The sequence below is a fragment of the Streptomyces sp. NPDC053542 genome, from assembly GCF_044544685.1.
Lineage (GTDB): Bacteria > Actinomycetota > Actinomycetes > Streptomycetales > Streptomycetaceae > Streptomyces.
On sequence record NZ_JBITXL010000014.1, the window covers coordinates 174,614 to 198,407 of the forward strand.

The 23,794-nt window shown below is 72.2% G+C and carries 25 protein-coding genes; 16 read left to right on the plus strand and 9 right to left on the minus strand.

The window, feature by feature from the left end; all coding sequences use genetic code 11:
- Positions 1 to 269: 269 nt before the first annotated feature.
- Positions 270 to 1,217, minus strand: a complete 948-nt coding sequence (locus tag ACIGXO_RS32445; protein ID WP_399794048.1) for a hypothetical protein — start codon at positions 1,215 to 1,217, stop codon at positions 270 to 272.
- A 180-nt stretch (positions 1,218 to 1,397) separates the two neighbouring features.
- On the opposite strand from ACIGXO_RS32445, the gene ACIGXO_RS32450 reads away from it, so the two are divergent.
- Positions 1,398 to 1,616, plus strand: a complete 219-nt coding sequence (locus ACIGXO_RS32450) for a hypothetical protein (RefSeq protein ID WP_399794050.1) — start codon at positions 1,398 to 1,400, stop codon at positions 1,614 to 1,616.
- A 40-nt stretch (positions 1,617 to 1,656) separates the two neighbouring features.
- Here ACIGXO_RS32450 and ACIGXO_RS32455 read toward each other — a convergent pair whose 3' ends face one another.
- The gene (locus tag ACIGXO_RS32455) at positions 1,657 to 2,403 is read right to left on the minus strand and encodes a FadR/GntR family transcriptional regulator (protein WP_399794052.1); all 747 of its coding nucleotides are present in this window, start codon (positions 2,401 to 2,403) and stop codon (positions 1,657 to 1,659) included.
- A 5-nt stretch (positions 2,404 to 2,408) separates the two neighbouring features.
- Entirely contained in the window at positions 2,409 to 3,728 is a 1,320-nt protein-coding gene (locus ACIGXO_RS32460; RefSeq protein WP_399794054.1) for an enolase C-terminal domain-like protein, read from the minus strand.
- Positions 3,729 to 3,907: 179 nt separating this feature from the next.
- Here ACIGXO_RS32460 and ACIGXO_RS32465 point away from each other — a divergent pair, with 179 nt between their 5' ends.
- A complete protein-coding gene (locus tag ACIGXO_RS32465) occupies positions 3,908 to 5,239 on the plus strand; it encodes an MFS transporter (RefSeq protein WP_399794057.1) in 1,332 nt (443 codons plus the stop codon).
- Positions 5,214 to 6,140 carry a fumarylacetoacetate hydrolase family protein gene (locus tag ACIGXO_RS32470; protein WP_399794058.1) on the plus strand — a complete coding sequence of 309 codons (927 nt, stop codon included), beginning with the start codon at positions 5,214 to 5,216 and terminating at the stop codon, positions 6,138 to 6,140. The genes ACIGXO_RS32465 and ACIGXO_RS32470 overlap by 26 nt, the downstream gene beginning before the upstream one ends.
- Before the next feature lie 17 nt (positions 6,141 to 6,157).
- Here the strand turns inward: ACIGXO_RS32470 and ACIGXO_RS32475 are convergent, their stop codons facing one another.
- The gene (locus ACIGXO_RS32475) at positions 6,158 to 7,285 is read right to left on the minus strand and encodes a galactosyldiacylglycerol synthase (RefSeq protein ID WP_399794061.1); all 1,128 of its coding nucleotides are present in this window, start codon (positions 7,283 to 7,285) and stop codon (positions 6,158 to 6,160) included.
- A 69-nt stretch (positions 7,286 to 7,354) separates the two neighbouring features.
- Between ACIGXO_RS32475 and ACIGXO_RS32480 the strand changes: the two genes are divergently transcribed.
- The 5 genes from ACIGXO_RS32480 (at position 7,355) to ACIGXO_RS32500 (ending at position 11,389) form a co-directional block, all read left to right on the plus strand.
- Positions 7,355 to 8,110 (plus strand): polysaccharide deacetylase family protein, encoded by a 756-nt coding sequence (locus ACIGXO_RS32480; protein ID WP_399794063.1) that lies wholly within the window; start codon positions 7,355 to 7,357, stop codon positions 8,108 to 8,110.
- Between the two features lie 204 nt (positions 8,111 to 8,314).
- Positions 8,315 to 9,052, plus strand: coding sequence for an SDR family NAD(P)-dependent oxidoreductase (locus tag ACIGXO_RS32485; protein WP_399794065.1), 738 nt, complete (start codon positions 8,315 to 8,317; stop codon positions 9,050 to 9,052).
- A gap of 53 nt (positions 9,053 to 9,105) precedes the next feature.
- Positions 9,106 to 10,038, plus strand: a complete 933-nt coding sequence (locus ACIGXO_RS32490; protein WP_399794067.1) for a DMT family transporter — start codon at positions 9,106 to 9,108, stop codon at positions 10,036 to 10,038.
- Positions 10,039 to 10,040: 2 nt separating this feature from the next.
- The gene (locus ACIGXO_RS32495; RefSeq protein WP_399794069.1) at positions 10,041 to 10,925 is read left to right on the plus strand and encodes a DMT family transporter; all 885 of its coding nucleotides are present in this window, start codon (positions 10,041 to 10,043) and stop codon (positions 10,923 to 10,925) included.
- A gap of 125 nt (positions 10,926 to 11,050) precedes the next feature.
- Positions 11,051 to 11,389, plus strand: a complete 339-nt coding sequence (locus ACIGXO_RS32500) for a YybH family protein (RefSeq protein WP_399794071.1) — start codon at positions 11,051 to 11,053, stop codon at positions 11,387 to 11,389.
- A 16-nt stretch (positions 11,390 to 11,405) separates the two neighbouring features.
- Here the strand turns inward: ACIGXO_RS32500 and ACIGXO_RS32505 are convergent, their stop codons facing one another.
- Together ACIGXO_RS32505 and ddaH are read right to left on the minus strand one after the other, a co-directional pair.
- Positions 11,406 to 12,605, minus strand: coding sequence for a MalY/PatB family protein (locus ACIGXO_RS32505; RefSeq protein WP_399794106.1), 1,200 nt, complete (start codon positions 12,603 to 12,605; stop codon positions 11,406 to 11,408).
- Between the two features lie 65 nt (positions 12,606 to 12,670).
- Positions 12,671 to 13,516, minus strand: coding sequence for a dimethylargininase (ddaH, locus tag ACIGXO_RS32510; protein WP_399794108.1), 846 nt, complete (start codon positions 13,514 to 13,516; stop codon positions 12,671 to 12,673).
- Positions 13,517 to 13,783: 267 nt separating this feature from the next.
- On the opposite strand from ddaH, the gene ACIGXO_RS32515 reads away from it, so the two are divergent.
- The 8 genes from ACIGXO_RS32515 to ACIGXO_RS32550 all read left to right on the plus strand — a co-directional run bounded on the left by ACIGXO_RS32515 (position 13,784) and on the right by ACIGXO_RS32550 (position 21,987).
- A complete protein-coding gene (locus ACIGXO_RS32515; protein WP_399794073.1) occupies positions 13,784 to 14,440 on the plus strand; it encodes a response regulator in 657 nt (218 codons plus the stop codon).
- Between the two features lie 160 nt (positions 14,441 to 14,600).
- Positions 14,601 to 16,202, plus strand: coding sequence for a sensor histidine kinase (locus ACIGXO_RS32520; RefSeq protein WP_399794075.1), 1,602 nt, complete (start codon positions 14,601 to 14,603; stop codon positions 16,200 to 16,202).
- Positions 16,203 to 16,658: 456 nt separating this feature from the next.
- Entirely contained in the window at positions 16,659 to 17,372 is a 714-nt protein-coding gene (locus ACIGXO_RS32525; RefSeq protein WP_399794077.1) for an ANTAR domain-containing protein, read from the plus strand.
- A gap of 160 nt (positions 17,373 to 17,532) precedes the next feature.
- The gene (gene ctaD, locus ACIGXO_RS32530) at positions 17,533 to 19,233 is read left to right on the plus strand and encodes a cytochrome c oxidase subunit I (RefSeq protein WP_399794110.1); all 1,701 of its coding nucleotides are present in this window, start codon (positions 17,533 to 17,535) and stop codon (positions 19,231 to 19,233) included.
- Positions 19,230 to 19,598: a hypothetical protein gene (locus tag ACIGXO_RS32535; protein WP_399794079.1), complete on the plus strand. Its 369-nt coding sequence runs from the start codon at positions 19,230 to 19,232 to the stop codon at positions 19,596 to 19,598. Before ctaD ends, ACIGXO_RS32535 begins: the two co-directional genes overlap by 4 nt.
- 138 nt (positions 19,599 to 19,736) lie before the next feature.
- Entirely contained in the window at positions 19,737 to 20,045 is a 309-nt protein-coding gene (locus tag ACIGXO_RS32540) for a hypothetical protein (RefSeq protein ID WP_399794081.1), read from the plus strand.
- Between the two features lie 49 nt (positions 20,046 to 20,094).
- Positions 20,095 to 21,354, plus strand: a complete 1,260-nt coding sequence (locus ACIGXO_RS32545; RefSeq protein ID WP_399794083.1) for a nucleotide sugar dehydrogenase — start codon at positions 20,095 to 20,097, stop codon at positions 21,352 to 21,354.
- Positions 21,355 to 21,468: 114 nt separating this feature from the next.
- Positions 21,469 to 21,987 carry an EF-hand domain-containing protein gene (locus ACIGXO_RS32550; RefSeq protein ID WP_399794085.1) on the plus strand — a complete coding sequence of 173 codons (519 nt, stop codon included), beginning with the start codon at positions 21,469 to 21,471 and terminating at the stop codon, positions 21,985 to 21,987.
- Positions 21,988 to 22,109: 122 nt separating this feature from the next.
- Here the strand turns inward: ACIGXO_RS32550 and ACIGXO_RS32555 are convergent, their stop codons facing one another.
- The 3 genes from ACIGXO_RS32555 to ACIGXO_RS32565 all read right to left on the minus strand — a co-directional run.
- The gene (locus ACIGXO_RS32555; RefSeq protein WP_399794087.1) at positions 22,110 to 22,553 is read right to left on the minus strand and encodes a type II toxin-antitoxin system PemK/MazF family toxin; all 444 of its coding nucleotides are present in this window, start codon (positions 22,551 to 22,553) and stop codon (positions 22,110 to 22,112) included.
- Positions 22,554 to 22,767: 214 nt separating this feature from the next.
- On the minus strand, positions 22,768 to 23,178 hold the full coding sequence (locus ACIGXO_RS32560) for a DUF6917 domain-containing protein (protein WP_399794088.1): 411 nt from the start codon (positions 23,176 to 23,178) through the stop codon (positions 22,768 to 22,770).
- The coding region (locus ACIGXO_RS32565; RefSeq protein WP_399794090.1) for a Gfo/Idh/MocA family protein at positions 23,175 to 23,794 on the minus strand (620 nt) is incomplete at its 5' end. The genes ACIGXO_RS32560 and ACIGXO_RS32565, both read right to left, overlap by 4 nt.

Here is a 23,794-nt window from a genome sequence, read left to right on the forward strand (position 1 = left end):
GCTCCCTGGTCTCGGCCCTGTTTTGCGGCCCCCATGCAGAATTATGTCCAGCTCTGCCCGCAGATGCCCGGCCAGCGCGCCCCCGTAGCGCCACTCGCAGGGCCACTCGCAGGGCCACCCGTAGCCCACCCGTAGATTTATTCTCGAATTCTTCGGCAACACGGAACCTTGCGGTGGGTCCGGCCGTTGTACTGAGTGAGGCCCCGCATCATCCCCCGTGTGCGGGGCCTCACCAATGCCCGCGGACGTCCCGTCCCACCAGGCGTCAGCTACGCCTCGTCCTGGACCAGCCGTTCCAGCATCGTCTGGAAGTCCTCGTCGACGACCACCCGCAGCCCGTCCCCGTCCGGCTCGCTCAGCCGGGTCATCGTGCCCTGGCGCCACCAGAAGACGTTCGGCGTGATCGCGCCGGCCGAGTCCTCGTGGCCCGCGGCGGCGAACTGCGCCATCGCCTGCAGCGCCGGTACGACCTGCGCGTCGTGGATGCGGTGGAAGGCCAGCTGGTGCCGGAAGGGCAGCGCCACGAGCGCCCCGTCGGGCGTCAGCGGCGCGCCGGTCAGCCGCTCGACCAGCTCGTCGAGGACCAGGACCCGGCTGGCGGTGAAGAAGGAGTCGCCCAGTACGACTTCGAAGGCCGAGCCGTCGCCGCGGCGGACCGTCTCGTGTCCCTCGACCGGCAGCGCCCGGAGGTTGTTCAGCGCCCGGATGCGCAGTTCGGCGACGTCGCCGATGTCCAGCAGCGAGTCCTCGCCGAGTATCTGCACGGCTTCGGGCAGGTCGAGCGCCAGGACCTCGCGCAGGCCGGGGGCGAGCGGGCGCGCGTACCGGAAGGAGTCGGAGGCGGGGAGGGAGTCCTCGGCGACGACGCGCGGGTAGAGGCGGGCCCGGATCTCGTCCTCGGCCATCGTCTCCATCGGCTGGGGGCCGTCCATCGTACGGAGGACCTTGCCGACGTGGTCCCTGACGAGCGCGGGCCAGGCGCGCTCGCCGCGGCGGTCGCGGTGGCAGACGGCGGCGAGGTTGCCGAGGCCGAACTGCCGGCCCGCCGAGTCGGCGACCATGCCGGCGTACACCGTGACCTCCAGGCCCTGCTCGGCGAAGGCCGCCCGCACCTGGCCGCGGAAGATGCCGCCCTCGCGGGCGGAGAAGAATCCGAACTCCTCGTCGCGCGGGGTGTCGCGCGGATCCCGCTTCGGTCCGCGGCGGAACAGGCCCATCTCTCGCTCTTCCTCCCGGCGACAGCCACGAATGCGCCGATCGTAGCCGTTGGCCGGGACACCTTCGACCGTGCGTGCCCGCCGTCCGGAGCACGTTGCGGGGCACTCCCCCGGGTATCGGTACCGGCGGATTCGGGGCTTCGGGATGCGCGGCGGGCGGCGGGGAGACAGCCTGGGGGTATGACCACACATCCGCCGGTGATCGTGTATCCGCCCACCGCCGGGGGGCGGCGGGTGACCATTCACGGCCAGATCGTCGGCCTCGCCCACGGCCGCGGGGACGTCGCCGAGTTCCTGCGCCGGGCCGGGCTGTCCGACGCCGAGGAGATCCCGCTGGCCGATCCCACGCTCATCGAGTGGCGGGGCGGCGATCTGGACTACTGGCCGCGGGACGTGTGAGCACACCGCCACGTGTGTACCCCGCCCCGGGCCGTACTCCTCAGTGCTCCGGCCGCTCCCTGAGCGGATCGAGGCGTTCGCGTACCCACAGTTCCACGTCACCCACATGGCGGCCGGCCGCCGTGAAGGCCGCCAGGCTGTCGCGGGCGCGCAGCGCGGCGTAGATGTCCATGTGCTGCTGGTGGGTCCAGGAGAGTACGTCGGACTTGACCAGAGCACGCCAGATGCGGGCCCTGGCGGTCCGCTGGGTGACGGAGGAGACCAGGGACGACAGGGTACGGTTGCCGGCCGCGGCGACGATGTCCGCGTGGAAGGCGAGGTCCTCGCGGACCAGTTCCTCGGGGTCCTGCAGGGTCCGCATCCGTTCGATGCGTTCCAGCAGGCGGTCCAGCGCCGCGTCGTCGATGCGGGTGGCCGCGAGCGCGGTGGCGCCGGGCTCCAGCACCTTGCGGCACTCCAGCATCTCCTCCAGGCCGGAGTCCTGGGCCAGATCCAGGAAGCTGCCGAGGGCGCTGAGCAGCCGCTCCGGGTGCAGGTCGGTGACGAAGGTACCGTCGCCGCGCCGTACGTCGAGCACCCCCGCCATGGCCAGCGCGCGGACCGCCTCGCGGAGCGAGGGGCGGGACAGCTCCAGTTCGGCGGCGAGCACCGCCTCCGGGGGGAGGCGGTGGCCGGGCGCGAACTCGCCGCTCTCGATGCGCTTGCGCAGCCGGCCGATCGCCTCGTCGACGACGCTGCCGGCGGCGTTCCCGTCGCCGCGGCCCGGCCGTTCTCTCTTGGTGGGCATGGACGTCAGGATGCCACCCGGCCGCGGCCGCTCCAGACCGGGCCGTCCGGGTAGCGGTACTCCGCCAGCGTCGCGCGGAGGATCTGCGCGCTGTAGCCGGGGGCTTCGGGGACGAGATAGCGCGAGCCGCGGATGCGGACCGGGTCGTGGAAGTGCTCGTGGAGGTGGTCGACGTACTCGATGACGCGGTCCTCCATGGAGCCGCTGACCGCGATGTAGTCGAAGAGCGAGAGGTGCTGTACGAGTTCGCACAGGCCGACGCCGCCGGCGTGCGGGCAGACCGGTACGCCGTGCGCGGCGGCCAGCAGGAGGGCGGCGACCGCTTCGTTGACGCCGCCGAGCCGGCAGGCATCGATCTGGCAGATGCCGATGGCGTCGGCTTGCAGGAACTGCTTGAACATCACGGCGTTGTGGGCGTGTTCGCCGGTGGCGACGTGGGTGGGGCCGATCTGCCGGGCGATGGCGGCGTGGCCGAGTACGTCGTCGGGGCTGGTGGGCTCCTCGAACCACCAGATGTCGAACTCCGCCAGTGCCTTGGCCCAGGCGACGGCCTCGTCGACGCCGAGCGTCTGGTTGGCGTCGATCATCAGGCGGCGGTCCGGTCCGATGATGTCGCGGGCGATGCGGCAGCGCCGGATGTCGTCCTGGAGGTCGGCGCCGACCTTGAGTTTGACGGAGTCCCAGCCCGCGTCGACGGCCTCCTGGCAGAGCCGGGCGAGCTTGGCGTCGTCGTAGCCGAGCCAGCCGGCGCTGGTGGTGTAGGCGGGGTAGCCGTGCTCGCGTACGTACGCCTCGCGCTCGGCCCGGCCGGCCGCGCGCTCCTGAAGCATCGTCAGCGCGTCCTCGGGGGTGAGGGCGTCCTTGAGGTAGCGCCAGTCGACGAGGTCGACGATCTGCTGGGGCGTCATGTCGGCGAGCAGCTTCCAGACGGGCTTGCCGGCCTGCTTGGCGGCGAGGTCCCAGGCGGCGTTGACGACGGCGGCGGTGCCGAGGTGGATGGCGCCCTTGTCCGGGCCCAGCCAGCGCAGTTGGCTGTCGCCGAGCAGATGGCGGGAGAAGCCGCCGAGGTCGCCGGTGATCTCCTCGACGGTCATGCCGAGCGCGCGCTCGCCGATGGCGCGGGCGGCCTGGACGGCGAGGTCGTTGCCGCGGCCGATGGTGAAGGTGAAGCCGTGACCTTCGGGGGCGTCCGCCCCTTCGGTCTTGAGAACGACGTACGCGGCCGAGTAGTCGGGGGCCTCGTTCATGGCGTCGGAGCCGTCGAGCTCCCGAGAGGTGGGGAAACGGAGGTCGGTCGTCTCGACATCGACGATACGGGCGGTCATCGGCGCTCACTCCTGCGCTCGTCGGGTGAGGTGCGCTGCGGCGCAGCGCGACCAAGATGTCAGATGTCTGCGCCGTCAGCCAGATGTTTCGCTGAGAAAAATTGCCGGTGCCGGGAGTATTGCCCGGCAGGCGCATGGCTCGTACGGTCCAGCGGTCAGATGTCTCCTCGGGAGGTCAGATGAACGCAGACACCGTCCGCCGGAAAGTGGCCAGACGCCTGCTCCCGCCCCTCTTCCTGATGTTCGTCCTGAGTTTCCTGGACCGGACGAACGTCGCGCTCGTCAAGACCCACCTCGCCACCGACGCCGGGATCGACGCGGCGGCGTACGGCTTCGGCGCCGGCGTCTTCTTCGTCGGGTACGCGCTGCTCGGCGTGCCCTCGAACCTGGTGCTGCACCGCTGGGGCGCCCGCCGCTGGCTCGCCGCGCTGATGTTCGTCTGGGGCCTGCTGTCCTGCGCGATGGCGCTGACCGCCAGTCCCACCGGCTTCTACGTGCTGCGCTTCCTGCTCGGCGCCGCCGAGGCCGGCTTCTTCCCCGGCGTGATCCTCTACATCACGTACTGGTTCCCCGCCTCCGACCGCGGGAAGGCCACCGGCATGTTCCAGTCCGCCGTGGCCATTTCGAGCATCATCGGCAACCCGGTCGGCGGCTGGCTCATCGGCCTGCACGGCCTGGCCGGGCTGGACGGCTGGCAGTGGATGTTCCTGCTGGAGGGCGCGCCGACCGTCCTGCTGGCGCTCGCCGTGCCGTGGCTGCTCACCGACCGCCCCGAAGACGCGCGCTGGCTGACCGCCGAGGAGAAGGCGCTGCTGGCCACGCGCATCGAGGCGGACCGCCCGGCGGAGGACGCGCGTCCGCCGCGCCGTATCCGCGAGATCCTCGGTGACAGCCGTGTACTGCGCCTGATGTTCGTGTACTTCGCGATCCAGATCGGCGTGTACGGCGTGACGTTCTGGCTGCCCGCGCTGGTCGGCCGGATCGGCGGCCTGGACGATGTCGGCATCGGCTTCGTCTCCGCGCTGCCCTGGGTCTTCGCGCTGCTCGGCGTGCTGATCCTGCCGTGGCTCTCGGACCGCAGCGGCAACCGGCGCGGCCCGCTCCGCCTCGCCCTGGTCCTCACCGCGGCCGGTCTGGTCGGCGGGGCGCTGCTGCCGCCGGTCCCGGCGGTCGCCGCGCTGTGCGTCGCCGCGTTCGGCTTCCTGGGCGCCCAGCCGGTCTTCTGGACCGTGCCGCCGACGATCCTCACCGGCGTGCAGATGGCCGGCACGATCGCGCTGATCTCCGGCTTCGGCAACCTCGGCGGCTTCCTCGGCCCGTACGTCATGGGCGTCGTCGAGTCGTCCACCGGCTCCGGCGCCACCGGCCTGTACGCCGTCGCCCTGATCGTCGCCGCCGGCGCCGCGGTCGTCACCGGCTTCCGCTGGGCCGGCCTCCGCAACTCCCCCGCCACATCACCGCACCCCGACAAGGAGGACATCACCGATGACCCGCATCGTGCGCTTCGCTGACACCACGGGCCTGGTCCGCACCGGCCTCGCGGACGACAACGGCACGATCCGCGCCTTCCCCGGCGTGCCGCGCCTCGCCGACCTGCTGCACCGCACCGCCGACGAGCTGCGGACGCTCGTCGAGGAGACCGCCGCCCGCGCGCCGGACGCCGACGGGTGCGAGGTCCTGCTGCTGCCGCCGGCCGACGGGCTGACGGAGGTGTGGGCGGCCGGCGTGACGTACGAACGCTCGCGCGAGGCGCGGATCGCCGAGAGCACCGAGCAGTCGGTGTACGAGCGGATCTACGACGCCGAGCGGCCCGAGCTGTTCTTCAAGTCCGTGCCCTGGCGCGTGGTGACCGACGGCGAGCCGATCGCCGTACGGGACGACTCGCCCCTCAACGTCCCCGAACCGGAGCTGGCGCTCGTCCTGAACCGGCACGCCGAGACCGTCGGATACCTCGTCGCCGACGACGTCAGCTCCCGCTCCATCGAGGGCGAGAACCCGCTGTACCTGCCGCAGGCCAAGATCTACGCCGGCAGTACGGCCCTCTCCGCGGGCATCGTGCCCGCCTGGGAGATCGGCGACCCGTCGGCCCTGAAGATCACCATGACCGTGCGCCGGGACGGCGCGCCCGCCTACGAGGCCACCACCTCCACCGCCGCCTTCCACCGCACCCCGCAGGCCCTCGTGCGCCATCTCTTCCACGGCCAGCCGTTCCCGGACGGCGCGGTGCTCTCGACCGGTACGGGCATCGTGCCCGAGCTGGACTTCACGCTGGCGGAGGGCGATGTGGTGGAGATCGTCATCGACGGCGTGGGCCGGCTGGCGAACCCCGTCCGCACCGGCCGGGCGGCGCTGGACTGGCTGACCGCCGCGCTCGCCGACCCGTGGGTCCGGCTCGCGCACCGGAGCGGGTGAGCCCGGCCGGAGAACACTCAGCCGGCCGTCATCCGTACCGCGGCGGTGATGACCTCGGCGGCATCGGCCCGGAACAGGGCCCGCCCGGCGGCGATCCGCTTCTCCCGGAGCGGGCCGTCGCGGGTCAGCCCGTCGAGTACGCGCAGCAGGTCCGCCGGGCCGCGGGCCTGGCCCGACAGTCCGGCGGCGGCCATCCGGCGGGCCCCCGCCGCGCCGTGCCCGGGGATCGGCCGGTAGCTCACCACGGGCAGCCCGGCCGCCAGCGCCTGGGCCGCCGTCTGCCCCGCCGCGTTCTCCACCAGCGCGCCCGCCGCGGCCATCAGGGCCGGTACGTCGGCCACCCAGCCGAGCGCCACGGTCCCGGGCACCCGGCCGATCCGCCGCCGCAGCGACCGGCTGCGGCCGCACATCACCACCGGCAGGTACCCGCCGTCGCGGAGCAGCGCCGCCGTGCGCGCCAGGTGCGAGGCCACGCCCCAGGCTCCGGCCGAGAGCAGGACCGGGGTGCGGCCGGGGGCCCGGGCGGCGAAGCGACTGGTGAAGACGGCGGTACGGGACGGGGGCGGCGCGGTGCGGAACGCGGCGGGCACCACCGGCCCGACCGCCTGCGCGCCCCGCCCGCCGAGCCGCCCGATCTCCTCCGCGGTCTCCGGGGTCGGGCAGAGATGCAGGTCGTTGCCGGGGTGCAGCCACTGGCGGTGCACGGCGAAGTCGGTGAGCACGACGATGCTCGGGCAGCGCAGCGCGCCGGCTTCCCGCAGCCGGCCGCTGACCTGCGCGGCGAGGTGGAAGGTGGCGATCACCGCGTCGGGCGGCGCGCCGGCCAGGCGGCGCCGCAGCTCCTTGGCGGCGGGTGCGACGACCGGCGAGGTGTCGGCGGGGCCCGGCTGCGGGCGGCCCGGCCCGGACGGCGGCCGGGGGGCGAAGTAGGCGCGGTAGATCGCGTCGTAGAGCGCGGGCGCGTGCCGGACGGTGGTGGCGTAGAAGCCGCGCAGGGCCGCTCCGGTGCCGGCCGGCAGCAGGTCGAGGACGTCGAGGGTCACGGCCTGGTGGCCGCGGCCGGACAGCCGGTGCGCGAGTTCCCCGGCCACCGCGTGGTGCCCGGCCCCCATCCCGGCGCTGAGGATGACGAATCGTCCGCCCATGTGTCCACCGCCCCCGGTCCGGGTGCCTTTCCCAAGCATTTCGTGGCGTACGCGACCATACTGGACGGCATGCGCATCGACCGTCCTCCGCCCGGGCCCGCCGCGTGGCAGGCGGCGGGTACGGCCGCGACCGCGGCGGCCGCGCTGCACATCGGACCGGCCGGGACCTGGCTGCCGCCCGTACGGCGCGCCCTCTTCCCCGGGCTCGACGGCCAGGGCCACCCGGGGCACATCGCCCTGACGTTCGACGACGGCCCGGACCGCGCGAGCACGCCGCGCTTCCTCGACGCGCTGGACGGCCTGGGCGTCCGAGCGACCTTCTTCCTGCTGGGCGCGGCGCTGGCCGAGGCGCCCGAGGTGGGGCGGGACATCGTGGCCCGCGGGCACGAGGTGGGAGTACACGGCTGGGACCACCGCAGGCCCTGGTGGCCCGCGCCGGTACGCGAACTGCGTGAGCTGCGCCGGGCGCTCCGGGCGGCCGCCGACATCTGCGGGGTGCACCCCCGGTGGTACCGGCCGCCCTACGGCATCCTCACCGGCGACCGGTGGGCCGCTGCGCACCGCCTCGGGCTGCGTACCGTGCTGTGGACCGCGTGGGGGCGGGACTGGGTGGCGGGGGCCGAGGCGGCCGCGGTCGTGCGCACGGTGGAGCGGCGGCTGGAGGGCGGCGCGACCGTCCTGCTGCACGACAGTGACCGCACGTCGGCGCCCGGTTCCTGGCGCGCCACGCTACAGGCACTGCCCGTACTGGTGCAGCGCTGCCGAAACCAGGGCCTCACGGTGGGCCCGCTGCGTGACCACGGTACGGACGACACGGGGTGGTGACGCCCGGGGTGGCAATTGCCCGGATCATCACGAAAGTCGTGTCATGCTGTTCCGGATCTGGTATCAGGACATAGAGGGTGAGCCCCAGCCCGGAGGAGGTCTCCTGTGGAAGCCGCGGGACCACTGCCGCACAGTCCTGTACTCCCGGAGGACCGGCCCGGGCGCCACGGCCCCCCGCAGCGGGATCACCGGACCGGCGCACCGGTGGCGCTGATCACCGGCGCCTCGTCGGGCATCGGCGCGGCCGTCGCCACTCGGTTCGCCGCCGAGGGCGGCTGGCAGCTGCTGCTGAACGGCCGTGACCAGGAGCGCCTGGACCGGATCGCCGACCGCTGCGGCGCCACGGCCCTCCCCTGCGACCTCGGCGCCCCGGCGGGCTGCGGGCAGCTCGTCGAGCGCGCCCTCGACGTGGCGGGCGGCGTGGACGTCCTGATCGCCGGAGCCGGCATCGGCTGGGCGGGCCCCTTCACGGCCATGCCGCCGGCCGCCATCGACGAGGTACTGGCCGTTGACCTGGCCGCCGTGATGCACCTGACCCGCCGGGTGCTCCCCGACATAGTGCGCCGTGACCGCGGACACCTGCTCTTCGTGGGGTCGATCGCGGGCGCCGTGGGAGTGCGCGAGGAGGCCGTGTACTCGGCGGCCAAGGCGGCCGTCGCGGCCTTCGCCGAGAGCCTGCGGTACGAACTGGCGGGCAGCCGGGTGCGGGTGTCGGTGGTGGTGCCCGGCGCGGTCAACACCCCGTTCTTCACCCGCAGAGGAGCGCCCTACCAGCGCACCCGGCCGCGGCCCATCGCCCCGGCGCGGGTCGCCGACGCCGTGTGGGACGCGGTGGCGCACGAGCGGAGCGAGGTGTTCGTCCCCGGCTGGCTGCAGCTGCCCGCCCGCTTCAAGGGCCTCGCCCCGGCCCTGTTCCGGCGGCTGGCCACCCGCTTCGCCTGAGTGCGGGGCCGCCCGATCCGTCCTCCCGGGGAGGATGACCGAAGAAGGACGTCGTGCTGAGCTACTTCCTGGCCGTGCTCGCCGCCTGCGCCAACGCGGCCGCCTCGGTGCTGCAGCGGCGCGCCAGCCGCGACCTGCCGGGCGAGGACAGCCTGCGCCCCCGGCTGATCCTGCATCTGCTGCGCCGCCCCGTGTGGTTCGCCGGCTTCCTCTGCGTGATCCTGGGCTTCGTCCTGCAGGCGGCCGCGCTGGCGACCGGCAGCCTGTCGGTCGTCCAGCCCATCCTCGTCGTCGAACTGCCGGCGACGCTGCTGCTGGCCTCGTGGGTCTTCCGCACCCGGCTGCACCGCCGCGAGTGGCTGTCCGCCGTGGGCATGACCGGCGGCCTCGCCGCCCTGCTGTACTTCCTCTCGCCCGCCCCCGGGAACGGCGAGGAGGCGGGCTGGGAAGCCTGGACGGTGGGCGTCGGCGTGAACCTCCTCGTCGTCGGCGGCACCGTGGAGTGGGGCCGCCGCCAGCCCCCGGAGCTCCCGGGCGGCGCCAGCCGCCGGGCGGCCGCCTTCGGCGTGGCGGCCGGCTGCCAGTTCGGCCTGACGGCCGCCTTCATGAAGGGCGCGATGAGCCGTGAGGAGGAGGGCCTCTCCGCGGTGTTCGCGGCCTGGCAGCTGTACGCGATGGTCGCGGCCGGCATCCTCGCGATGTTCCTCCTCCAGTCGGCGCTGCACGCCGGCAATCTGCTCGCGGCCCAGCCCGGACTGACCCTCTCCGACCCGCTGGTGGCCATCCTGTGGGGCTCCCTCGCCTTCGCCGAGCACGTGCGCGGCGGCTGGTACGTCGTACCGGCCGTGGCGGGCGGCGCGCTGATCGCCGCCTCCGCGCTGGTACTGGCCCGCTCCCCGCTGCTCAAGGGCGAAGTCGCGCTGCGTGAGGCGGCGCGGGTGCCCTCGGCCGAGCAGCAGCGCGCCGGCCGTCCCCCGGGGCGGTGACCATGATCTACCTCTACGGTGTCGTCGCCGCCTGCCTGTTGGGGCTGGGCTTCGTCCTGCAGCAGCACGCGGCACGGGAAGCGCCGCTGAAGGACATGCTCAGCTTCCGGCTGCTGCTGGACCTGATGAAGGTACCGCTGTGGCTCGCGGGGATCGGCTGCATGGTCGTCGGGCAGATCTTCAGCGTGCTCGCGCTGAGCCAGGGCGACCTGTCCCGGGTCGAGCCGCTGCTGGCCACGAACCTGCTGTTCGCCATGGTGCTGGCCCGGTGGCTGAGCGGGGAACGGCTGGGCTGGTCGGGCTGGGCCGGGGTGCTCCTGCTCAGCGGCGGCGTGGCGGCCTTCATCATCGCCGGGAGCCCGCACAGCGGGCCGGCGCACACCGGCACGCTGCGGCACTGGCTCGTCTTCGGCGGCGTCCTCGCGGTCGCGCTGCTCCTGGTGCTGACCGCGCGTCATGTGCGCCTGGTGGAGGAGCCGCCGCTGCTGGCCGCCGCCGCGGGTGTGCTGTACGGCCTCCAGGACGCGCTGACCCGGGTGTCCAGCTCGATCGCGGAGGACCACGGCCTCGGGAGGATGCTGCTGAGCTGGGAGCCCTACGTGGTCGTGGTGCTGGCCGTGACGGGTCTGATGCTCGTGCAGAGCGCCTTCGAAGCGGGCCCGCTGCGGATGTCGCTCCCCGCCCTCACCGCGGCCGAACCGCTGGCCGGCATCGCCTGCGGCATCGGCTTCCTCGGCGACCGCATCCGCGTCACCCCCGGCGCGCTGACCGGCGAACTCCTCGGCCTGGCCGCGGTGGTGACCGGCGTCTTCCTGCTCGGCCGCCACCCGGCCATGCCCACGGGCAGCCACCGGGACCCGGACGAGTGCCCGCCGGAGAGCGACTAGCCGTACGCTCCGCGGGCCGGTCGGGTGCGGCGGCGCCCCAGTCCCACAGCACATCGAACAGGTGACGTAACGATGACACATTCCCCCGCCGGGTACGCGCGCCGCTCCCGACCCGGGCGCAGGACGTGCCCGCCGCCTTCGCCGAGCGGTTCAACAGCGGTGATCCGCGGGCGGTCCGGGGACTGTACGAGGCGGAGGCCGCCTTTGTGCCCGAGTCCGGGGAGGCTGTGCACGGGGCGGCCGCCATCGCCCGGCAGAACGCCCCGTTCCTCGGCCCCGGACTGCCGATCTCCGTACGCCCGCGGCAGGTTCACGTCGCGGACGACATCGCGCTGCTGATCGTGGACTGGGAGATCAGGGGCACGGTGTCGGGTACGGCCACGGACGTGGCCCGGCGCGGCGCCGACGGATACTGGCGCTATGTGATCGACAGTCCCTTCGGCGCCGGCCACCGGGCGGCCTGACCACCGGCGTGCGCGGTCATCGGCCCACGGCCGCCGCCATTCTGCGTACCGCTTCGGTGAGCACCTCCGGCGACGTGGCGAGGTTCAGCCGGGCGTGGCCCGCGCCGCCGGTGCCGAAGTCCGTACCGGGACTGAGGGCGACCCGGCCGCGCTCCAGGAAGGCCGCGGCCGGGTCGTCGCCCAGGCCGAGGCCGCGGCAGTCCAGCCAGGCGAGGTAGGTGCCCTGGGCGGGCGCGTACCGTACCGCCGGCAGCCGCTCGGCCAGCAGGTCACCCAGCAGCCTGCGGTTCTCGTCCAGCCCGGCGAGCAGCGCGTCCAGCCAGCCGCGGCCCTCCCGCAGGGCCGCGGTGTGGGCCAGTACACCCACGTGGCTGGGGCCGTGGCTCACCTCTTCGGGGAGGCGCGCGAGGTCGTCGGCGGCCGCCGGGCCCGCGACCGCGAGGGCGGCCTTGAGCCCGGCGAGATTCCACCCCTTGGACGCGGACATCAGGGACAGCCCGCTCTCCGCGCCCGGCACGCTCAGGTACGGCACGAAGGCGGCTCCCGCGGCCACCACCGGGGCGTGGATCTCGTCCGCCACGACCCGGACGCCGTACCGGGCGGCCAGCGCGGCGACCGCGGCGAGTTCCTCGGCGGTGTGCACCGTACCGGTCGGATTGTGCGGGCTGCACAAGAGATACGCGGCGCGCCGCCCGCCCGCGACGGCCGTGCGGAAGGCGCTCTCCAGCGTGCCGGGATCGATCCGGTGGCCGGGGCCGAGCGGCGCCTCCACGATCTTCCGGTCCGCGTTGCCGAGGAACTGGTAGAACGGCGGGTATACGGGGCAGTTGACGACCACCGCGTCGCCCGGCCCCGTGGTCAGCTTCAGCATCTCGACGACGCCGAGCATCACATCGGGCACGATCGCCGTGCGCTCCACGGCGAGCCCGTCCCACCCCCACCGCTCGCGCGCGAACTCCGCCAGCGCCTCGGCGTACGCCGTTCCCGCCGGGTAGCCGGTGTCGCCGCGCGCGAGCGCGTCCGTGACCGCCCGTACGACCGGTTCGGCCAGCGGTACGTCCATCTCCGCCACCCACAGGGGCAGCACGTCGTCCGGGTACGTGCGCCACTTCATGCTGGTCCGCTGCCGCAGCTCGTCGAGAGTGAGACGGCGCAGCGGATTCGTTTCCTCGGATGCTTCGCGCGAGGTGCGGTCGATGCGGTCCATGCGGTCCATGCGGTCCATGCGGCTCAAGATAGAAGCCGCGGCCCGCTTTCCCCAGAGGGCGTGGCGCGGCTCTCTCAACCCTCGCGCAGCTCCAGAGTGCAGCACTTGACGCTGCCGCCGGCCTTGAGGAGTTCGGTGAGGTCCACGCCGATCGGCTCGAACCCGCGCTCCCGCAGCCCCGCGATCAGCCCGGTCGCGGACTCCGGCAGCAGCACGTGGCGGCCGTCGGAGAACGCGTTGAGGCCGAACACCGCGGCGTCCTCGGCCGTCGCGAGGAGCGCGTCGGGGAACAGCTCGCGCAGCACGGCCCGGCTGCCCGGCGTGAACGCCTCCGGGTAGTACATGATCTCGTCGTCCGAGAGCACGGCGAGCGCGGTGTCCAGGTGGTAGAAGCGCGGGTCGACCAGGGTCAGGCCGGTGACCGGTATGCCGAAGAACTCCTGCGCCTCGGCGTGCGAGCGGGGGTCGGTACGGAAGCCGGTACCGGCCAGGAGGCGGCGGCCGGCCAGCAGATAGTCGCCCTCCCCCTCGTTGACGTGCGCGGGCCAGTACGCCTCGGGGAAGCCGTTCGCGCGCAGCCAGGAGAGGTACAGGGGGCCCTCGGCGGTGCGCTCCTCGTGGCGGAAGCGGGCGCCCAGCACCTTGCCGTCCACGACGGTGGCGCCGTTGGCCGCGAAGACCATGTCGGGCAGCCCGCCGGCCGGCTCGATGACCTCCACGGTGTGGCCCAGCTCCCGGTACAGGGCGCGCAGTTGCTCCCACTGGGCGAGGGCGAGCCCGCCGTCGACGGGCTTCTCGGGCTCCATCCAGGGGTTGATCGAGTACGTGACGTCGAAGTGGCGGGGCGCGCACATCAGGAGGCGGCGGGGGACGGCGGTGCGGAGCATGGCGTCTTCCTTTGTCTGGGGGGTTCGGGGGATGTGTTCGGAGGGATGTGTTCGGGGGGTGTGTACGGGGGGTGTGTACGGGAGGGATTGCTCAGGGGCGGTTCGAAGTGTTGGCGTGCGGGGTGTGCGGCGGGTGACGCGCGCACGACCGCCGCGTGGCCGGTCAGGACATTAGGGCGCGGGGAAGGGCCCGGTCGGGCACCCTTCGTCAGTGGACGTACGGCACTTTCGTCAGCGTCCGGGCGGGTTCCGCGGGCGGTAGCGTGTACTCGCCACACATGTACGGAAATGGGGGAGACGATGATCCGAGTGCTGCTGGCCGACGACGAGGCGATGATCCGGGCCGGGATCCGGGCCATCCTCGGGACGGCCGAGGACATCGAGGTCGTCGCCGAGGCGTCCGACGGACACGAGGCCGTGGCCCTCGCCCTCAAGCACCGCCCGGACCTGTGCCTGCTCGACATCCGGATGCCCCGGCTGGACGGCCTGCGGGCCGCCGCCGAACTGCGCCGGGTCGCGCCCGGGAGCGCGGTGGTGATGCTGACGACGTTCTCCGAGGACGAGTACATCGTGAGCGCGCTCGGCTCCGGTGCGGCCGGATTCCTGCTGAAGTCCGGCGATCCGCGCGAGCTCATCGCCGGCGTGCAGGCGGTCGCCGAGGGCGGCGCCTACCTCTCCCCCGCCGTCGCCCGCCGGGTGATCGCCCGGCTCGACTCCGGGCAGCTCGGCAAGCAGGCCGGCGCGCGGGCCCGCATCGCGGGCCTGACCGGCCGCGAACGGGAGGTGCTCGCGCTGGTCGGGGCCGGTCTGTCCAACGCCGAGATCGCCCGCCGGCTGCACGTCGTCGAGGGGACCGTGAAGGCGTACGTCAGCCAGATCCTCGCCCACCTGGACGTCAGGAACCGGGTGCAGGCGGCGATCCTGGCGTACGAGGCCGGGATCGTCGAGGAAGGCTGAGACCTACGAGGCCGGAATCCTCCCCGAGGGCTGGGCTGGGCTGGGCTGACGAGGCCGGGATCGTCGCCCAATCGGGCTGAGGGCCTGTGACTGATGTCCCGGGTTTTTCCCCACTTTCGTCAGGGGCGCCGGGGGTGGGGCATCGGGGATCCTGGACGGCATGCGCAGCATGACCGGTTGGCTCCCACGCCCCCACGACCTTCTGCTGTGGTCCGCGGTGACCGCACCGCCGGCCGTGGCCCTCTTCGAGTTCCCGCCCGGGCAGCCGCTGTTGGTCGCGTTCGCCGCCGTGCCGCTGCTCGCCGTGGCCGTACTGCTCTGCCGTCGCCGGCCGCTGGCAGCGCTCGGCATTCCGGTGGCGCTGGGTCTCGCGCAGAGCGTGGAGCTGCTGAGTCCGCTGTACTGGCCGGCGCTCGCGGCCTTCGCCTACCTGGCCGGGCGCCGGATGGCGGAGATACGCCCGGTCCTGTGGTTCTTCGCGACGGTCGCCGTTGCGGGGCTGCCGCTCTGCACGATCATCGGCCATGACCTGTGGGGCTGGCCCCAGATGCTCCTGGTGCTGCTGCCGTGCGCGGCGCTGCCCTGGCTGCTGGGCCGCCTCCGGCGCCAGTACGCCGAGCTGGTCGGCAGCGGCTGGCGGTTGGCCGACCGGATGGAGCGCGAGCAGCAGGCCGTCGCCGACCGCGCCCGGATACGCGAACGGGCCCGGATAGCAAGCGACATGCACGACTCGCTCGGGCACGAGCTGACGCTGCTCGCGGTCCGCGCCGGCGCCCTGGAGGTCGACCCGTCGCTGGACGCCCGCCACCAGGCGGCCGTCGGCGAGCTCCGGGCGGCGGCGGGTGCCGCCACCGAACGGCTGCGGGAGATCATCGGCGTGCTGCGCACGGACGACGAACAGGCGCCGGTGGTCCCGCCGGAGGAGACCGTCGAGGCGCTGGTCGAACGGGCGCGGCAGTCCGGCGTCGACATCCAACTGACGCGCACGGGCGGAGCGGACGGCCTGCCGCCGATGGTGGGTCCCGCCGTGCACCGTGTGGTCCAGGAGTCCCTGACGAACGCGGCGAAGCATGCGCCGGGCGGCGCCGTGCGGGTCCGGATCGACCGTGCGGACGGGATGTTGTCGGTCGCGGTGGTCAATGGGCCCGCCGCCGCGGGGGCGCCGCCGCCCGGTGTGGCGTCGGGCGGTGCCGGGCTGGTGGGCCTGGACGAGCGGGTCCGGCTGGCGGGCGGCACGCTCCGGACGGGGCCGACTCCGGAAGGCGGCTTCGAGGTCACGGCGGAACTGCCGACGGCGGCGGGCGAGGGCGGGGGGACCACCGAACCGCCGGTCGGCGCGGGCGCGGCCGCGCGCGCCGTCGGCTCCGGCTCCGGGGCCGGGGCGTCGCGCAGTACCTCCGCGCGGGAGTTGGAGCGGGCCCGGCTTCAAGTGCGGCGGCGGCTGACGCAGACCGTTGTGGCACCCCTGGCGGCGCTCGCCGGCATCCTGCTCCTCATGATCCCGGTCAGCCTGCTCAGCTCGTCCTTCTCGGTGCTGGACCGCGCCGTGTACGACCGGCTTCGGGTGGGTCAGGACGAGCGGGCCGTGGCGGACCGGCTGCCGGCCTTCACCAGGGACGGGCCGCCGGACGACGCGCCGCCCGCGCCGCGCGGCCTGCGGTGCGCGTACTACAGCACGGGCGTGCTCGCCTCCGACGCGTACCGGCTCTGCTATGCGAACGGCCGGCTGGCCGGCAAGTCCGTGGTCGGCGGGAGGGGGTGAACGGGGGACGTTCCGCTCTGCCGCGCCCGCGAATCCGCTCAGCTGCGCCCGTGAAGCCGCCCTGCCGCGCCCGCGCAGCTTCCGCAGGGCGGTTCAAGAGGGTCGGGACTGTCCGAGCCATCTTTAATGCGCATCCATAAGTCGGATTCGCCGGGTGCAACGGACCGTGTGGCATGTCCCGTTGGCATTCCGGCTGGCCCGGTGCGGGGCGTGCCCGCACGGGCGTGCCCTGGCGGGAGGCCCGGCTCCGGGCGCCGGATGGCTCGGACGGGGCGGTACGTGTCCGCGTCATAGTCGTGGAGCTCGGCCGGTGCGGGACCCTGTGAGAGCGCTGTTACCGGGTGGATGCGCACGGTGTGCCGCATTCCCCGAGGAGGCGTCAGGGTCGACCGCGCGTGCGTCGCCCCCGCCTGCCGGACGACCGTCCTCCCCCTCTTCAAGGCCGTAAGGATGATCATGGGTCGCGAGCAGTTCCTGGCCGACGTCTTCGTCGACTTGGCCGACGCCTCCTGCGGGAAGGCGTTCGACACGACCGGCTACTTGCAGAGGTTCACCACCCGGTGCGTACAGCTGCTGGACGTCTCCGCCGCGGCGGTGCTGTTCGCGCCGCCGGGCCAGGGGCTGCAGCCGGTCGCCGCGAGCGAGCCGGACCCGGCCTTCGCCGATCTGCTGACCATCGCGGCACTGGAGGGGCCCGCGCGGGAGGGTTACCGCACCACAGCCCCGGTCGTCTCGGTGGACCTGCTGTCCACGGCGCCGCGCTGGCCCGCCTTCACCGAGCAGGCCCTCGCCGCCGGGTACCGCTTCGCCAGCGCGGTCCCGCTGGCCCACCGGCGACAGGCCGACGGCTGCCTGCTGTTGCTGCGTACGGGCTCCGCGCCGGTGCCCGAGCCGGACGTGCGGCTGGGGCAGGCGCTGGCCCACGTCGTGGCCGTCAGCCTGTGCCACAAGGAGGCCCTGGTCACCTACCGCAGGGTCAACGACCAGCTGCACGCCGCGCTGCAGAGCCGGATCGCCATCGAACAGGCCAAGGGCTTCCTCGCGCACCTCATGGGCGTCAGCGTCGATGAGGCGTTCGAGGTGATGCGCGGCCATGCCCGCCGCCGCGGCCGGCGCCTGCGGGAGGTGGCCCGGGAGGTCGTCGAGCAGCAGCTGATCCCCGACAGCTGACCGGTTTCCGGGGCGTTCCCCGGCCGGGCCGGATTCCCCCTCCCACGTACGGCCCAATGGCGCGGCTGCTTTCGGCCGGTGCCGTATACCAGCCGTGTACCCATGGGAGCGGAAAGGGAGTGGCGTCGTGACGACGCAGACGGAGCGCCCGGATCAGCCGATGGTCCGAGAAACCCCCCGTCGCACGAGAGGCGCCGTGGTGGTGATGTGGCTGACCACCACGGACCACAAGAAGATCGGCTCTCTCTACATGGTGACGGCCTTCATCTTCTTTCTGTTCGGGGGTCTGCTGGCGCTTTCCATGCGTACCGAACTGGCGCGCCCGGGCCTGCAGATCCTCTCCAATGAACAGTTCAACCAGGCGTTCACCATGCACGGCACCATCATGATGCTGATGTTCGCCACACCCCTCTTCGCCGGTTTCACCAATGCCATCATGCCCTTGCAGATCGGCTCGCCGGATGTGGCGTTCCCGCGGCTGAACATGCTGTCCTACTGGCTTTTCCTCTTCGGCTCGCTGATCGCGGTGGCGTCGTTCGTGACGCCGGGCGGCGCGGCCGACTTCGGGTGGTTCGCCTATACGCCACTGTCCGACGCCACCCGGACCCCGGGGGTCGGCGGGGACATGTGGGTGATGGGCCTGGCGCTCTCCGGATTCGGCACCATTCTCGGCGCCGTCAATTTCATCACCACGATCATCTGCATGCGCATGCCCGGCATGACGATGTTCCGGATGCCGATCTTCACCTGGAACGTGCTGCTGACCAGCGTGCTGGTCCTGATGGCCTTCCCCGTCCTGGCCGCCACCCTGCTGGCGCTCGCGGCGGACCGGAAGTTCGGGGCCCACATCTACGATCCGTCCAACGGCGGCGCGCTGCTGTACCAGCATCTGTTCTGGTTCTTCGGACATCCCGAGGTGTACATCATCGCGCTGCCGTTCTTCGGCATCGTCACCGAAATCATCCCGGTGTTCGCCCGCAAGCCCATCTTCGGTTACATCGGACTGGTCGCGGCGACCATCTCGATCACCGGTCTTTCGGTCACCGTGTGGGCGCACCACATGTTCGTCACGGGCGGCGTGCTGCTGCCGTTCTTCTCGTTCATGTCCTTCCTGATCGCGGTGCCCACCGGGGTGAAGTTCTTCAACTGGATCGGCACCATGTGGCGCGGCTCCCTGTCGTTCGAGACACCCATGCTCTGGGTCCTCGGCTTTCTCCTCACCTTCCTGTTCGGCGGCCTGACCGGCGTCATCCTCGCCTCTCCCCCGATGGACTTCCACGTGAGCGACAGCTATTTCGTGGTCGCGCACTTCCATTACGTCGTGTTCGGCACGGTCGTCTTCGCCATGTTCGGCGGATTCCATTTCTGGTGGCCCAAGTTCACCGGCACCATGCTCGACGAGCGGCTCGGGAAGATTCACTTCTGGACGCTCTTCGTGGGCTTTCACACCACGTTCCTCGTACAGCACTGGCTGGGCGCCGAAGGCATGCCCCGCCGCTACGCCGACTACCTCTCGGCCGACGGCTTCACCGCGCTGAACACGGTCTCCTCCATCGGTGCTTTCCTGCTGGGCGTCTCCACGCTGCCGTTCCTGTACAACGTGTGGCACACCGCCAGGTACGCGCCGAAGATCACGGTCGACGATCCCTGGGGGTACGGCCGGTCCCTGGAGTGGGCGACGTCCTGCCCGCCGCCGCGGCACAACTTCGGGACGCTGCCCCGGGTCCGCTCCGAGTCCCCCGCCTTCGACCTGCACCACCCCGGCGTCGCCATGCTGGACCAGGCGGAGACCACCGGGCGCAGGGACATGGTGGACGAGGCCCCGGACACCTCGCTGCGCGGCGGCACGGGGGAGAAATGAACCCGCAGTTCGGCCCGGACGAGCGCGCGGCCGACACCGGCCCGGGCCGGCTGGAGGGCTATCTGCTGTCCTGGACGGAGGCCGAGCGGGCCCGCACCGAGGCCGCGGCCTTCGCCGACCGGATGCCCTGGCTCACCACCGCGCAGCGCGAAGAGGTCATTCGCCAGTACACGGCCGACCGCCTCGTCCTCACCCGCCGCTACCTGGAACGCGTCCGCCACCGCTGCGTGCAGCTCCAGGACGAGTACGCCGGCCGCTACCGACGACTGTGCCACCGGCTGCTGTGCGCGGCGGTGGCGGCCTCACTGTCCGCCTGCGTCCTGGCGGGCTGCGTACTCGGCTTTCTGACCGTCGTCGGCCACTAGACCGGTCATACGATCTTTTCTTTCCACCGGATCGGCATATTGTCGCTGGTTCGGGTGCACCTTGACGGGTGAATATTACGCGGGACGGCGCTGGGGCAGCATCGAGGCGGCACAGGTTCCCCGCGAAAGGAAAGTCATATGCGCCGCGTAGGTTCAGTTTTCGCCCTGGTCGCCGTCGCGCTCGTCGCGTCCGTTTCCGCGACCGCTCCGGCCACCGCCGCGAGCACCGGCGAGGTCTCCGTGTTCGGAACCGAGTTTGAGCCGGTCACCACGTACGAGAATCCGGAGGGCTGTTACAAGCTGCCGCTCAGTTCGCATGTCCTCATCAATCGCACCGACAAGCCCGTCCAGGTATTCGCTGACCCCTTCTGCATGACGCCGAGCTTCACCGTGCAGCCGGGATACGGGTCGCATCTCGCGGCAGGCACCGGGAGTTTCTCCGCCTGACCCGAGAAACAAGCCGCTGCAAGTCGCTGCGAAACGAGGGGGGATTTCCATGACTGCCGATCTCGTGGTGGTCGGTCTGGGGCATGTGGGGCTGCCGCTCGCGCGGGCCGCGTGCGCCGCGGGCCTGACCACCGTCGGGTACGACGTCTCCGCCGCGGTGGTGACCGGGCTCAATGAGGGGCGTTCGCACGTCGGCGGGGTGCCGGACGCGGATGTCGCCGACATGCTGGCGGCGGGGTTCCGCGCGACGGACGGCGCGTCCGTGACCGGCCGGGCCGACACGGTCGTGATCTGTGTCCCCACGGGACTGGGCGCGGGCGGCACGCCGGACCTCGGCGCGGTGCGTGCCGCGTCGCGTGCCGTGGCCCGCGGCCTGCGCCCCGGCACGCTCGTCGTTCTGGAGTCCACGAGTTACCCGGGCACCACGGAGGACGTCGTCCGGCCCCTCCTGGAGGAGGGCAGTGGGCTGCGGGCCGGCGCTGACTTCCACCTCGCGTACTCGCCGGAGCGCATCGACCCGGGTAACCGGCGGTTCGGGATCGGCAACACCCCCAAGGTGGTGAGCGGCTGCACTCCACTGTGCGCCAAGCACGCCGTCGCCTTCTACGGCCGGTTCGTGGAGACGCTGGTGGTCTCGCGCGGCACGCGCGAGGCCGAGATGGCCAAACTGCTGGAGAACACCTACCGGTACGTCAATATCGCGCTCGTCGACGAAGTGGCGCTGTTCTGCGACCGCACGGGCATCGACGTGTGGGACGTACTGCACTGCGCCGCGACGAAGCCCTTCGGGTTCGCGCCGTTCCGGCCCGGGGCCGGGGTGGGCGGCCACTGCATCCCGGTCGATCCCCGCTATCTCGCGGCGAAGGCCGAGGCCGAGGGCTTCCACTTCCGGATGCTGTCCGCGGCCCACGACGTGGTGTCGCGGATGCCGGAACATGTCGCCGGCCGGGCCGTCGGGCTCCTCGGCGACCTGGGAAAGGCGCCCGAAGAAGCGTCGGTCGTCCTGCTCGGCGTGGCGTACAAACCCGATGTGGCCGACGCCAGGGAATCGCCGGCGATTCCGGTGGCGAGCGCGCTGCGGGCCCGGGGCATCACGGTCCGCTATCACGACCCGTACGTTCCGGAATTCGCCGCGGACGGCGCGTTCCTGGAGCGCGTGGAGTCCTTGCCGGACGCCCTGGCAGGCGCCGATCTGGCAATCCTGCTGCAGGACCACACGTGTTACGACCTGCCGACGCTGACCCGCGCGGACTGTGCCCTGCTGGACACCCGCGGAAGAGCCTCCGGGGCCCGGGTCACGTTCCTCTGAATTCCTCGGAATTCCAGACTTGCGGGCCTTTGGAGAAGAAGGTTCCCGCGAGGCGGCGCCGACGATCCGTCCGGCGTCGCTGACATCCCGCACAACCACGGAAAGGACACCACCATGACTACTGCCGTCGCGAACGAGCGCCTGGTGAAGCGTTTCGACAAGTGGGACTCGGATGGAAACGGAGTTCTGGAATTGCAGGACTTCGCACGGGAGGCCGAGAAGATCGCGCAGAACTTCGGCAAGCCCACCGACTCCCCGGAGGCGCGGGCGCTGCAGGACGCTTTCCGCGGCCTCTTCACCCAGCTCTCGAACGGGAACGGTCCGATCACCAAGGACCAGTTCATGAGCGCCACCGGGGACCTCATCTTCCAGGCAGGCGAGGCCAACTTCAACCGCGCGCTCGGCCCGGTGGTGCAGGGCATCATCGGCCTCTGCGACAAGAACGACGACGGCCAGATCAACGCCGGTGAGTTCGAGGCGTGGCTCGGCGCGATCGGCGTGAACCGCTCGAAGGCCCAGGAGGTGTTCCGCAAGGTGGACGCCGACGGCGACGGCGAGCTGTCGCTCGAGGAGCTGCTCGCGGCGGTACGCGAGTACCACTTCGGCCGGCTGGACGTCGAGCTGCTCGGCTGAACACCGGATCGCCCCCTGTGCCCCCGGGGATCCGCCCCGGGGCACGAACCGGGGCTGTGGCTCAGGGCGTCGGCCCTGGGCCACAGGCCCCTTGCGTCGGTCCTTGTCGGAGGTCGGGTGTCCTAGTACCACAGTCGGGGATCGTGATCTTGTTGCTGGAGTGCGGTGGAGATGGCCAGACGGCGGACATCTTTGATCTCGCTCATCCTGGCAGCGGTCATCGGCGTCCACTCCCTCTTCTCTCCAGCGGCACGGAGGGCTTCTCCGACCTCGCTGATCTTCACGGAGGACAACACGCCCGCCCGCTCGATCAGGTCGTCCCGGGCCACGGTGGTCAGCCATGTGCACGGAGTAAAGCCTGGACGCGGGAAGGCGAACCGCAGCACGCCTTCGAAGGGCAGTCCTTCCGGGGCTCCTACGGCCACTTCAACGCCCAGGCCGCTGATGTCGACGCCCGCCGGCGCAACGACCTGCATCGCCTGGAACCCGGATGACTCCTCGTCCGAGAGCAACACGACCAGGCGTCGCTCATCGAAGTCGACCCACCAGACTTCACCGCGTTGCATGTGTCCTCCTGGCGCGAGACGGCGGGCGAACGCTGCGTGCCCCGTGCGGGACACGGAAGGGATGCGGCCCCGTCTTCGCACGTCGTGACCGAGGGGCGGTGAAGACCGGCCCGGCCACCGTTGGTCATCGGTGTACGAAGACTGAAGTTCGTGCGGTGGCCGCGAGTCACAGCGTAGGCCCTCCGCCTGAAGATCACGATCTACGGCTGGAGTACTAGGGGCCGCCCTGGACGAAGATGACGCGGTCCTCGGGTGCCAGGCCGAGGTCACGGCCGCTGAGCGGACGGGCGGTGTGGATGAGGATGTTGTAGTGGTTGGGCAGGTGGCAGGCGTCGAAGCCGAGCACCGTGCCGACCTGTCTGTCGCCGATGCTGACCAGGTCGCCGCGGTCGATGACGCCGCCGCACTCCAGTTCCGCGAAGCCCAGGAAGCCGACCCGGTCGATGCGGGCGCCGGGGTGCGGGTCCCACTGGTCGGTGGTGACCAGTTCGTGCACCTCGCCCCGGCGTACGCAGCGCGCCGCGTGCTCCTCCAGGCGCATGCCGCGGTCCGTGCGGTGGTGCGTCAGCACCTTCACCAGGCCGGCGCGCACCACTCGCTTCGGCCCGTCCTCCGCGGGGTTCACCGGCCCGCCTCGGCTGCCGTCACGTCGCCCGCCGAGCGCGCGGCGCGATAGGCCGCTTCCACCAGCTCCAGTGCGGCGAGGCCGCCGTGTGCGCCTTCGGCGGCCCGCGCGTGGCCGGCGGCCAAGGAGGCGAACTCCGTGAGGATCGCCTCGTACTCGTGCCACAGGGACGCCTTGAAGCCGGGGTGACCGGCCAGCATGTCGGCGTGCAGGATCTCGCCGTCGGCCAGCTCGACCTCGATGTCCTTCACTTCGCCTGGGTAGGACCAGTCCAGTTCGACCGAGGCCGTCGCTCCGGTGGGGCTGTGCAGCTCGATTTCGGCCTGCCGGTCGATGCCGTGGTCGTCGCGGTGGATCGTGCAGCCGGTGACGGTGACCTCGCCGAGGAGGAGCCGTACCAGGTCCAGGGCGTTCGGGCCGTTGTCGGCGACGCAGCCGCCGCCGCAGCGGGCGGGGTCGAGGTACCAGTCCTCGCCGCCGAGGTGGTCCTCGATGCGTTCCAGGTAGCGCACCCGGACGGTGGCGATGTTCCGGCCGGTGAGCTGGTGTGCCAGGGTCCGGACGGCCGTGTTGTAGCGGCGGTGGAACGCCGTCATCAGCGGGACGTCGCGGTGCC

Bases quoted from the DNA above. Each gene is read 5' to 3' on its own strand.
- ACIGXO_RS32445 (WP_399794048.1), bottom strand. From the start codon at position 1,217: ATGGGCCTGTTCCGCCGCGGACCGAAGCGGGATCCGCGCGACACCCCG.
- ACIGXO_RS32450 (WP_399794050.1), top strand. From the start codon at position 1,398: ATGACCACACATCCGCCGGTGATCGTGTATCCGCCCACCGCCGGGGGG.
- ACIGXO_RS32455 (WP_399794052.1), bottom strand. From the start codon at position 2,403: ATGCCCACCAAGAGAGAACGGCCGGGCCGCGGCGACGGGAACGCCGCC.
- ACIGXO_RS32460 (WP_399794054.1), bottom strand. From the start codon at position 3,728: ATGACCGCCCGTATCGTCGATGTCGAGACGACCGACCTCCGTTTCCCC.
- ACIGXO_RS32465 (WP_399794057.1), top strand. From the start codon at position 3,908: ATGAACGCAGACACCGTCCGCCGGAAAGTGGCCAGACGCCTGCTCCCG.
- ACIGXO_RS32470 (WP_399794058.1), top strand. From the start codon at position 5,214: ATGACCCGCATCGTGCGCTTCGCTGACACCACGGGCCTGGTCCGCACC.
- ACIGXO_RS32475 (WP_399794061.1), bottom strand. From the start codon at position 7,285: ATGGGCGGACGATTCGTCATCCTCAGCGCCGGGATGGGGGCCGGGCAC.
- ACIGXO_RS32480 (WP_399794063.1), top strand. From the start codon at position 7,355: ATGCGCATCGACCGTCCTCCGCCCGGGCCCGCCGCGTGGCAGGCGGCG.
- ACIGXO_RS32495 (WP_399794069.1), top strand. From the start codon at position 10,041: ATGATCTACCTCTACGGTGTCGTCGCCGCCTGCCTGTTGGGGCTGGGC.
- ACIGXO_RS32505 (WP_399794106.1), bottom strand. From the start codon at position 12,605: ATGGACCGCATGGACCGCATCGACCGCACCTCGCGCGAAGCATCCGAG.
- ACIGXO_RS32515 (WP_399794073.1), top strand. From the start codon at position 13,784: ATGATCCGAGTGCTGCTGGCCGACGACGAGGCGATGATCCGGGCCGGG.
- ACIGXO_RS32520 (WP_399794075.1), top strand. From the start codon at position 14,601: ATGCGCAGCATGACCGGTTGGCTCCCACGCCCCCACGACCTTCTGCTG.
- ACIGXO_RS32525 (WP_399794077.1), top strand. From the start codon at position 16,659: ATGGGTCGCGAGCAGTTCCTGGCCGACGTCTTCGTCGACTTGGCCGAC.
- ctaD (WP_399794110.1), top strand. From the start codon at position 17,533: ATGGTCCGAGAAACCCCCCGTCGCACGAGAGGCGCCGTGGTGGTGATG.
- ACIGXO_RS32535 (WP_399794079.1), top strand. From the start codon at position 19,230: ATGAACCCGCAGTTCGGCCCGGACGAGCGCGCGGCCGACACCGGCCCG.
- ACIGXO_RS32540 (WP_399794081.1), top strand. From the start codon at position 19,737: ATGCGCCGCGTAGGTTCAGTTTTCGCCCTGGTCGCCGTCGCGCTCGTC.
- ACIGXO_RS32545 (WP_399794083.1), top strand. From the start codon at position 20,095: ATGACTGCCGATCTCGTGGTGGTCGGTCTGGGGCATGTGGGGCTGCCG.
- ACIGXO_RS32550 (WP_399794085.1), top strand. From the start codon at position 21,469: ATGACTACTGCCGTCGCGAACGAGCGCCTGGTGAAGCGTTTCGACAAG.
- ACIGXO_RS32555 (WP_399794087.1), bottom strand. From the start codon at position 22,553: ATGCAACGCGGTGAAGTCTGGTGGGTCGACTTCGATGAGCGACGCCTG.